The sequence below is a fragment of the Erwinia oleae genome, from assembly GCF_000770305.1.
Classification (GTDB): Bacteria; Pseudomonadota; Gammaproteobacteria; order Enterobacterales; family Enterobacteriaceae; genus Erwinia; species Erwinia oleae.
The window spans coordinates 39,907-48,641 of the sequence record NZ_JNVB01000026.1 but is presented as its reverse complement, the minus strand read 5'-3'; the positions used below and the strand labels follow the sequence as shown (position 1 = coordinate 48,641).

Sequence of the window (8,735 nt, the reverse complement as noted above, 5' to 3'; positions counted from 1 at the left end):
ATGAAGAGTTGGGCAAAATTGAAATTGTCCGCATGGTGCTGTAAGAGAGTATGGCGTATAGAGCGACCGCGCGTCGCTCTTAGCTGACGCAATTTTCACTTCTCAACGGACTGCCCGTTTTGCTGCCAGATACCTTAATTGTTCGTCAACCTGGCCTTCAGCCCTGGGATGCCGTCTCACAGGCGATGCATGCCTTTACCGATCGCCGTAACGATGCCACGCCGGACGAGCTGTGGCTGGTTGAACATCATCCCGTTTTTACCCAGGGCCAGGCCGGTAAGGCTGAACATCTGCTGATGCCCGGCGACATTCCCGTGATGCAAAGCGACCGCGGCGGTCAGGTGACCTATCATGGCCCCGGTCAACAGGTGATGTATGTGATGATCAACCTGAAGCGCCGTAAAGTAGGCGTTCGCCAGCTCGTTTCCGCGATTGAACAAACGGTAATAAATACGCTGGCGGACTACGGTATTGACGCCGCCGCCCGCGCCGATGCGCCTGGTGTTTACGTCAGCGAAAAGAAAATTTGCTCGCTGGGGCTACGCATACGCAACGGCTGCTCGTTTCACGGGCTGGCGTTAAATGTGGATATGGATCTGACGCCTTTTCTGCGCATCAATCCCTGTGGCTACGCCGGACTGGAGATGACGCAGTTGAGCGCGCTGCGTCCCGGCGTGACGACGGAAGCGGTGCGTCCGCTGCTGGTTGAGCATTTCGCGCGTCTGTTGGAAATACCCTCGCTGAGCTGGCAGAGCGATAACCGCCTGCCCATTTGGTGACCGCACGTGCGGATTTACAAATCCGTTACATTCCGTGGCTGAAAGTCGTCGCCCGGAATGATATAATTTTGACGCTTTTATCAAAAAAAGTTTAATAACTCATTGCGTTTGATGCGGCTTTTTTGAGCGCATACCAACCTGGACTATGCAAGATTATGAGTAAACCTATACAGATGGAACGCGGCGTAAAGTACCGCGACGCAGACAAAATGGCGCTGATCCCGGTTAAAACGGTGGTCACGGAGCGAACGGAGGTTTTACGTAAACCGGAGTGGATGAAAATCAAACTTCCGGCGGACTCCAGTCGTATCCAGGGCATCAAAGCCGCGATGCGCAAAAACGGTCTGCACTCCGTTTGTGAAGAGGCCTCCTGCCCTAATCTTGCCGAATGCTTTAACCACGGCACCGCGACATTCATGATCCTCGGCGCCATCTGTACGCGCCGCTGCCCGTTCTGCGACGTGGCGCATGGCCGCCCCGTCGCGCCGGACAACAACGAGCCGGAAAAACTGGCACAAACTATCGCCGATATGGGCCTGCGCTACGTGGTTATCACGTCCGTTGACCGCGACGATCTGCGTGACGGCGGCGCACAGCACTTTGCCGACTGCATTTCTGCTATTCGCGTAAAAAACCCGGCGATTAAAATTGAAACGCTGGTGCCTGACTTCCGCGGCAGAATGGATCGCGCGCTGGATATCCTCACCGCCACGCCGCCGGACGTGTTTAACCACAATCTGGAAAACGTGCCGCGCGTGTACCGTCAGGTTCGCCCCGGTGCGAACTATGACTGGTCGCTGAAGCTGCTGGAGCGCTTTAAAGAGGCGCATCCTGATATTCCAACCAAGTCCGGTCTGATGGTGGGCCTTGGCGAAACGAATGCGGAAATTGTTGAGGTGATGCGCGACCTGCGTCGTCACGGCGTGACCATGCTGACGCTCGGACAGTATCTCCAGCCAAGCCGTCACCATCTGCCGGTGCAGCGTTACGTCAGTCCGGCGGAATTTGATGAAATGAAAGAGGCCGCGCTGGATATGGGCTTTACGCACGCCGCCTGTGGCCCGTTTGTGCGCTCCTCCTATCATGCGGATATGCAGGCAAAAGGTCTGGAAGTTAAGTAGCGCGTTACATCTGTTTACAGTAACGTGGCGCGCAAAAAAAACGGATGAGCAATCATCCGTTTTTTTTATGGCTTCGCGAGGCGATCAATCTTTATGAACGACCTGCTCAACAGGCTTTTCATCAGCAGCAGGCGTTCTTTTTGCGGACGTATCGTCCTCACTCATGGCTTTTTTAAAGCCTTTAATGGCTGATCCTAAATCGCCACCGAGCGAACGCAGCTTGTTTGTGCCGAACAATAAAACGATCAGCGCGCCGACAATCAGCAGCTTAGCAATACTGATACCTTCCATAAATACCTTCTCTTCAAACCTGACCCGCAACGAGTCGCTTACGGTAAGCTCTATTAACGCGCGGAATGGCGCCTGATACAATCATAATCTGTAACAGAGTAATATTTAGCCCGCAGATAATATCAGATAAAGCGACTCAGGAAAGCCTGAAAGCGAGGATGACGAGGATTGACCAGCACCTCTTCCGGCGGCCCCTGCTCTACGACGACGCCGCCATCCATAAACACCACCCGATCCGCCGCCTCACGAGCAAAGCCAATTTCGTGCGTTACCACCACCATGGTTAACCCCCGATCGGCCAGGGTGCGCATCGTTGCCAGCACCTCGCCGACCAACTCCGGGTCCAGCGCCGACGTCGGCTCATCAAACAGCATCAGTTTTGGCCGGATTGCCAGCGCACGAGCGATGGCTACGCGCTGCTGCTGACCACCCGACAAATGTTGCGGCCACGCATCGGCTTTATCGCTCAGGCCCACCGTCGCCAAAAGCTCCGTCGCCTCGCGGATGGCTTCATCTCGCGGGCGCTTGTGTACGCCAACGGGCGCCTCGATGATATTTTCCAATACCGTCATGTGTGGATAAAGATTAAATTGCTGGAACACCATCCCAATTTCCTGACGCTGGCGGGCGATCTTGCGCGGCGAAAGGCGATGTAGCTGGCCGTTGCGCAACTCGTATCCCACCTGGTGGTCACCGACCATAATGGAACCCGCGTTCAGATCCTCAAGATGGTTGATACAGCGCAGCAACGTTGATTTCCCGGAGCCGGAAGGCCCGAGGATCACCACCACTTCACCGGCCATCACATCCAGGTCGATGCCACGCAGCACCGCATTGTCGCCATAGTTTTTCTGCACGTTTCGCGCCTGGACCAGCGGCTGCATCTCACTCATACATCCTCCCTGGGGAAATAAGGACGATTAACGATGGGTGCCGCCTTGACCGCAGGCGCGCGACGGCGGGCGCTGGAAACCGAGCGACGAACACCCCGCGAATAGTAGCGCTCAATAGCGGACTGGCCGACATTGAGAACCGAGGTAATCAGCAGATACCAGATCACCGCCACCATCAGCATCGGCACCACTTCGAAGGTGCGGTTGTAGACGGACTGTACAGAATAGAGCAGGTCACCCATCGCGATAACGCTCACCAGCGAGGTGGCTTTAATCATACTAATCAACTGGTTACCGCTAGGCGGAATAATCGATCGCATCGCCTGCGGGATAATAATGCGGCGCAGCGCGCGTGCCCGACTCATCCCGAATGCCTGCGTTGTTTCCACCTGCCCCTGATCGACTGAGAGCAGCCCGGCGCGAATAATCTCCGCCATATAGGCCGCCTCATTGAGCGCCAGCCCGGCTATCGCTGCCGTCAGCGGCGTGATCAGATCGTTGGTGTTCCAGGTGGCCCAGGTCGGCCCGCCGAACGGAATACCCAGCGTCACCGTTGGGAACAGGGTGGACATGTTGTACCAGAAGATCAGCTGCACCAGCAGCGGCGTACCGCGAAAAAACCAGATATAGAGACCCGACAAACCGCTGAGCAGGCGATTTTCCGAAAGGCGCGCCACCGCCAACAGCAGCCCCAGCAGCGTGCCAAGGATCATCGACACCACCGTCAAGCCAAGCGTAACCTGAAGCCCCTTGAGAACGGAGCCTTCAGTAAACCACTCAAGCACCACATGCCACTCAAAATTGGGATTGGTCGCCACCAGCCAGAGAAAGTTAGCAGCAATCAGCAGCACCACAATCCAGGAGATCAGGCGACCATAGCGCGGCGCGTTACGGGCCAGCGCCACATCGCGATGCTGTGCGTTTGTCCTGCTCGCGACGCTTTTTTTCATTTTACCTCCCCCTTCGCCAGATTGACGCCAGGTGCTTTAATCATGTTGCCTTCAAGCTTCCACTTCTTCATGATCGCGGCGTAGGTGCCATTATCAAAAAGCGCCTGGTAGCCATCCAACACGACTTTTCCCAGCGCGGAATCTTTTGGCACCACGGTGCCCTGGAAAATATCACCGAAGCCGTTTTTCTGCCCTTTCCCGCTCAGCTCAAGCTGACCATGCGCCTGTTCGACAAAGTAAATCAGCGGTGCCTGAGAGGAGAAAAAGGCATCCGAGCGCTTTGACCGCACGGCAAGGATGGACGAAGGCTGATCGGTAAATGACTGCACGGTCACCGCGGGTTTGCCCGCATCGGTACACACCTTCGACTGCTTACGGATCACCTGTTCGGCGGAGCCGGCAGCCATCACGGCAATGCGTTTGCCGCAGGTGTCGTCAAGCGAGTTGATCTTCGCCGGATTGCCTTTCTGCACGGCAAACACCACAAACTCCTGCACAAAATCAATAAAGTCGTTTTTCTGCTGGCGATCGGGATAATCGCCAACCGGGCCAATTGCCAACTGATAACGACCAGACTTGATACCGGCCAGTACGCCGGAAAGCCCGCTGACGGTGGCGTGTTCGATTTTCACCCCCAGCAGCTGCGCCAGCGCCTCGGTTAAATCGGCAGAAGCACCGCTCATTGAGGTCGGGCTTTCTACAATTTCATAGGGCGGAAAAGAGCCGTTATTCACGGAGATCATCCTGCCCGCTTTTTTAATCTCTTCAGGCAGACGATCGTGCAGCGCCTGGTCAACTTTTTGTGTCGGGATCGCATCGGCAGCCTGAGCAAAACCCGCAGTTAAACCCAGAACCAGCGCAGCAGCCGTTGTTTTTATGGTCATGGTCAGTTTCCCCGGTGTGGTCACGTTAATTTAACTCAGGACGCGCGAAACGCCGATTTTGCAATACGGGCAGCACCTCGCGAACCTGTGCGATGCGCGTCGCCTCCAGCGTGGCGAAGACCAGCGCTGGCGCTTCGGCTGCGCTGGCAATAGCGACACCCATCGGATCAACGACCATACTGTTGCCGATATTGCGCGGGCCGCATTCGCCGACGGCCACCACATAGCAGGTATTTTCTAACGCGCGCGCGGTAACCAGCACCTCCCAGTGCTTCTCTTTCAGCGGGCCTTTTACCCATGCTGCGGGCAGCACCAACACCTCGGCGCCGTCCAGCGCCAGGCGGCGGGCCTGCTCGGGGAAACGCACGTCATAGCAGGTCATCAGGCCCACTTTCATGCCTGCCACTTCAACCAGCGGCGGCACCTGATTGCCCGGCGTCACGTTGCGCGACTCCTGTACGGCGAAGGCATCGTAAAGATGAAGTTTGTCGTAACGGGCGATGATTTCGCCATTGCGAATGGCCACCAGTACATTCAGCGCTTTGCCATCGCCAGCGGGGACATGCACGGTCATCATGGTGGTCAGCGCGTTGCCGCGGCTGGCGGCGCAGACCGCGGTGAGGAAGGGGCCGTCCAGCGGCTGGGCCGCTTTCAGAACCAGATCCGGATCGGCAATATCACGCGCCAGGATGCCTTCCGGCAGCACCAGCAGATCGGCACCTTCCGTCTGTGCTTCCGCCATCAAACGGGTGCAGGTGGCACTGTTTTCCTGCCAGTCGCGGCTGACCGCAAACTGCCCTAATGCAACTTTCATCGTGATGCTCCTTCGCTCTGCATGGGAAAAAGATCGTCAGGCGTGAGGCACTGCGCGGTCAGGCCCTGGTCATAAAGCGCTTTGCCGAAGTCGGCAATCATCTTCTTATTAGCGGTAAAACCGTTCTGATTCCAGTTAGCGGGCAAATCCTGCGCAGTGCGTCGCAAATCATCAAATAGCCAGGGCGTGGTGTCGGCGTACTTCTCCCGCTTTTCAAGCCACAGAGCAGCGGACTGCTCAATCAGCGCACTCAGCGCCTGCGGCAGGCCGGGATGCGTGTTGGCGATGTCAGACCTGAAAGCCAACAGATGGTGGCCAGGGATGTAACCCACCCGATTAAAGTAATCCAGTTCCGCCTGGCGGAAGTCCGGTTGTAGCTGGCGCAGCCCGGAGTCTTTTAAAAAGAAACCGGCTGGCATAAAGGGCGTAAACACCGCATCCAGCTCGCCGGCCCTGAGCAGGTCAATCAGCGGATGCTCGCCCGGCGCGGCTTCGATACGGCCCGGCTGACCAAAACCGCTCAGGCGATCGACAATCGGGTGTTCGGCGGTCAGTCGTCCTGCAAACCAGTAAGCGTCTTCAATGCGCACGCCGGCTTCATACAGCAGCGCGCGGGTCCAGGTGTTGCCCGAATCCTGCCAGCCCGTGACGCCAATCTTTTTGCCTTTCAGCCCATCAAGCGATGTGACCGGGCTGTCCTGCGTGGTGATGATGCAGCGTTGGCGGAAGCCACGCATAAGAAAATGCGGCAGCGCCAGCAGAGAATCATCCCCTTTCGCTCTGGCCTGCGCGTAGCGGCTGAAGGAAACCTCAGCCGCATCGTATTGCGTGCTGGTCGCTAAATCGCCTACCAGCGTACCCACGCGATCCACCTCAAGATGGAAACCCTGCGGTTTGATATCGCCCAGCGCAAGGGGGGTAAAATAATCCCAGTCGCGCACCGCCAGCCTGATTGTGACCATTTTTGCCTCTTTTTTTAGCTCATGTCATAAGCACAAAATATGCACAGATAATGCTTAAATTTGATACTAGATCGATAATAATATCTGTACAATATTTTCTTTGTTACTGAACAAATGGATTTCTTATGACTTTGCCTCTTGACGTAAACTGGCTTGCTGCGCGAATTACGGACACCTCTGTGAAAGGGATTGCGGCGGCCACCGGCGTATTAATTCGTGAAGGTGAAATCCCGGTTGGCGCACATCTCCCGGCAGTGCGGGATCTGGCCGAGCGGTTGGGTGTGAGTCCGGCCACGGTTTCGGCGGCATGGGGCCAGCTTAAGCGGCAGAAAGTCATTGCCGGTAAAGGGCGCAGCGGCGTGTGGGTGTGTGGCGATAACGTCACGCCGCGTCCGGTGCGTTTCGAAAAAATCGGTAACTACGGCAGCGCTATTCGCGCCGATCTGGCGATGGCGTCACCCGATCCTGCCCTGCTTCCCGACCTGCGTGAAGCGATGCTGCAAGGCGTTCAGTGCGCGCAGCTTAACAGCTATCAGCGCGATGCGATTGCACCGGGCCTGCTGGCAGCCATCAGGCCGCGCTGGCCCTGCGCGGCCGAAGCCTGGCTGGCGACGGATGGCGGCTTTGACGCCATGAACTGCATTGTCCAGACGCTGATAACGCCCGGCGATCGCGTGATTATCGAAGATCCCACCGCCACCCGGCTGCTGGATATGCTGGATAACGTAGGTGCGGAAATGATGCCGCTGGCCTGCGATGAGGAAGGCCCCCTGCCCGGCGCGCTGGCGATATTATTAAAAAAAGGGGCGACGGCAATGATTTATCAGCCGGGTACGCATTCAGCAACCGGTAAGACAGTAAGCAAAACCCGCAGCCAGCAGCTTGCAGAGGTATTAAAAGAGAGCCGCACGCTGATTATTGAAGATAACGGCATTGGCGATCTGGCCGCGCAGGCGATCTACAGCCTGGGCAGCTATTTTCCCGATCGTACGCTGCACGTTCATTCATTTTCTAAAGCGTATGGCCCGGATTTACGCCTGGGCGTGCTCTCCGGGCCGATGGCGCTGGTGAAACGCATTCAGTCATGGCGCAACTTCGGCGCAAGCTGGACCAGCCGCATTTTGCAGCATGCCGTGGCATGGATGTTAAACGATCCTGCAACGCAACAGCAGATTGAGCACGCCAAAGCCATCTATGCCACGCGCAGAAAAGCGCTCCTGACAGCGCTTGCGCAACGCGGCCTGACGCTGCCGGAGCGTGACGGACTGAGTATTTTTATTCCTGTAGAGTCGGAACAGTTTGCGATGATCACCCTGGCCGCGCGCGGCATCGCCGTGCTGCCGGGCGAACGCTGTCGCAGCGGCGGCATTCAGTTTATACGCGTCAGTACGGCCATGATGCAGCCGGAACAGATTAATGCCATTGCAGATGCGCTGGTGCTGGCAAGCGGCAGAGAGATAAATGAGTGGACCGATCACGCTGCCGGCGACTGAATACGAACGAAAAAAAACCCGCCAGCGGCGGGTTTTTAGAATTCTGTCTGATAACTTAAATAGCGGCAACGTTAGCAGCAGATGGGCCTTTGGCGCCGTTTGTGATTTCGAACTCTACGCGCTGACCTTCAGCCAGAGTTTTGAAACCGTTGCTCTGGATGGCAGAGAAGTGTACGAACACGTCTTTGCTACCATCTTCAGGAGTAATGAAACCGAATCCTTTGGACTCATTAAACCACTTAACGCTACCTTTAATCTTGGACATCAATATTACCTTTACATGAAAAATGGACACTAAACTGTGTCGGGAGTTAGTACAGCAATTGCCGAGGCTTTTGTCCAGTAACCGATGATGAAAAAGTGATAAATATCGCTTTTTTTTATTCTTGCCCCACGATCCACGCCGCATAACGAAGAAGAGGATACTCATCAGGCGAGAAAGGCAGAGCCTGATACGCTGATAATCAGTGCTATTGCTGGTTCTCTACATAACTCATTGATTTATAATCATCATTGATACAGCCTCTTGTGCAAATATTCACTTCTTT

10 protein-coding genes are annotated in these 8,735 nt (G+C 56.0%); 3 read left to right on the top strand and 7 right to left on the bottom strand.

Annotated elements, in window-relative coordinates:
• Positions 1–119: 119 nt before the first annotated feature.
• Entirely contained in the window at positions 120–779 is a 660-nt protein-coding gene (gene lipB, locus GS12_RS10540) for a lipoyl(octanoyl) transferase LipB (RefSeq protein WP_034946634.1), read from the top strand.
• Positions 780–934: 155 nt separating this feature from the next.
• A complete protein-coding gene (lipA, locus tag GS12_RS10535; protein WP_034946631.1) occupies positions 935–1,900 on the top strand; it encodes a lipoyl synthase in 966 nt (321 codons plus the stop codon).
• An 84-nt stretch (positions 1,901–1,984) separates the two neighbouring features.
• Here lipA and tatE read toward each other — a convergent pair whose 3' ends face one another.
• The 6 genes from tatE to GS12_RS10505 all read right to left on the bottom strand — a co-directional run bounded on the left by tatE (position 1,985) and on the right by GS12_RS10505 (position 6,694).
• Positions 1,985–2,191, bottom strand: coding sequence for a twin-arginine translocase subunit TatE (gene tatE, locus GS12_RS10530; protein WP_034946628.1), 207 nt, complete (start codon positions 2,189–2,191; stop codon positions 1,985–1,987).
• A 122-nt stretch (positions 2,192–2,313) separates the two neighbouring features.
• The gene (locus GS12_RS10525) at positions 2,314–3,084 is read right to left on the bottom strand and encodes an amino acid ABC transporter ATP-binding protein (protein ID WP_034913284.1); all 771 of its coding nucleotides are present in this window, start codon (positions 3,082–3,084) and stop codon (positions 2,314–2,316) included.
• Positions 3,081–4,034, bottom strand: coding sequence for an amino acid ABC transporter permease (locus GS12_RS10520; RefSeq protein ID WP_034946625.1), 954 nt, complete (start codon positions 4,032–4,034; stop codon positions 3,081–3,083). The genes GS12_RS10525 and GS12_RS10520 overlap by 4 nt, the downstream gene beginning before the upstream one ends.
• Positions 4,031–4,918, bottom strand: a complete 888-nt coding sequence (locus tag GS12_RS10515) for an ABC transporter substrate-binding protein (protein WP_034946622.1) — start codon at positions 4,916–4,918, stop codon at positions 4,031–4,033. The genes GS12_RS10520 and GS12_RS10515 overlap by 4 nt, the downstream gene beginning before the upstream one ends.
• 25 nt (positions 4,919–4,943) lie before the next feature.
• Positions 4,944–5,732 carry a deaminated glutathione amidase gene (locus tag GS12_RS10510; protein ID WP_034946620.1) on the bottom strand — a complete coding sequence of 263 codons (789 nt, stop codon included), beginning with the start codon at positions 5,730–5,732 and terminating at the stop codon, positions 4,944–4,946.
• Positions 5,729–6,694, bottom strand: a complete 966-nt coding sequence (locus GS12_RS10505) for a substrate-binding domain-containing protein (protein WP_034946617.1) — start codon at positions 6,692–6,694, stop codon at positions 5,729–5,731. Before GS12_RS10505 ends, GS12_RS10510 begins: the two co-directional genes overlap by 4 nt.
• 125 nt (positions 6,695–6,819) lie before the next feature.
• On the opposite strand from GS12_RS10505, the gene GS12_RS10500 reads away from it, so the two are divergent.
• On the top strand, positions 6,820–8,187 hold the full coding sequence (locus GS12_RS10500) for an aminotransferase-like domain-containing protein (RefSeq protein ID WP_034946614.1): 1,368 nt from the start codon (positions 6,820–6,822) through the stop codon (positions 8,185–8,187).
• Positions 8,188–8,242: 55 nt separating this feature from the next.
• Here the strand turns inward: GS12_RS10500 and cspE are convergent, their stop codons facing one another.
• Positions 8,243–8,452: a transcription antiterminator/RNA stability regulator CspE gene (gene cspE / locus GS12_RS10495; protein ID WP_004156612.1), complete on the bottom strand. Its 210-nt coding sequence runs from the start codon at positions 8,450–8,452 to the stop codon at positions 8,243–8,245.
• Between the last annotated feature and the right edge of the window lie 283 nt (positions 8,453–8,735).

Bases quoted from the DNA above. Each gene is read 5' to 3' on its own strand.
- tatE (WP_034946628.1), bottom strand. From the start codon at position 2,191: ATGGAAGGTATCAGTATTGCTAAGCTGCTGATTGTCGGCGCGCTGATC.
- GS12_RS10505 (WP_034946617.1), bottom strand. From the start codon at position 6,694: ATGGTCACAATCAGGCTGGCGGTGCGCGACTGGGATTATTTTACCCCC.
- GS12_RS10520 (WP_034946625.1), bottom strand. From the start codon at position 4,034: ATGAAAAAAAGCGTCGCGAGCAGGACAAACGCACAGCATCGCGATGTG.
- cspE (WP_004156612.1), bottom strand. From the start codon at position 8,452: ATGTCCAAGATTAAAGGTAGCGTTAAGTGGTTTAATGAGTCCAAAGGA.
- GS12_RS10510 (WP_034946620.1), bottom strand. From the start codon at position 5,732: ATGAAAGTTGCATTAGGGCAGTTTGCGGTCAGCCGCGACTGGCAGGAA.
- lipA (WP_034946631.1), top strand. From the start codon at position 935: ATGAGTAAACCTATACAGATGGAACGCGGCGTAAAGTACCGCGACGCA.
- GS12_RS10500 (WP_034946614.1), top strand. From the start codon at position 6,820: ATGACTTTGCCTCTTGACGTAAACTGGCTTGCTGCGCGAATTACGGAC.
- GS12_RS10515 (WP_034946622.1), bottom strand. From the start codon at position 4,918: ATGACCATAAAAACAACGGCTGCTGCGCTGGTTCTGGGTTTAACTGCG.
- GS12_RS10525 (WP_034913284.1), bottom strand. From the start codon at position 3,084: ATGAGTGAGATGCAGCCGCTGGTCCAGGCGCGAAACGTGCAGAAAAAC.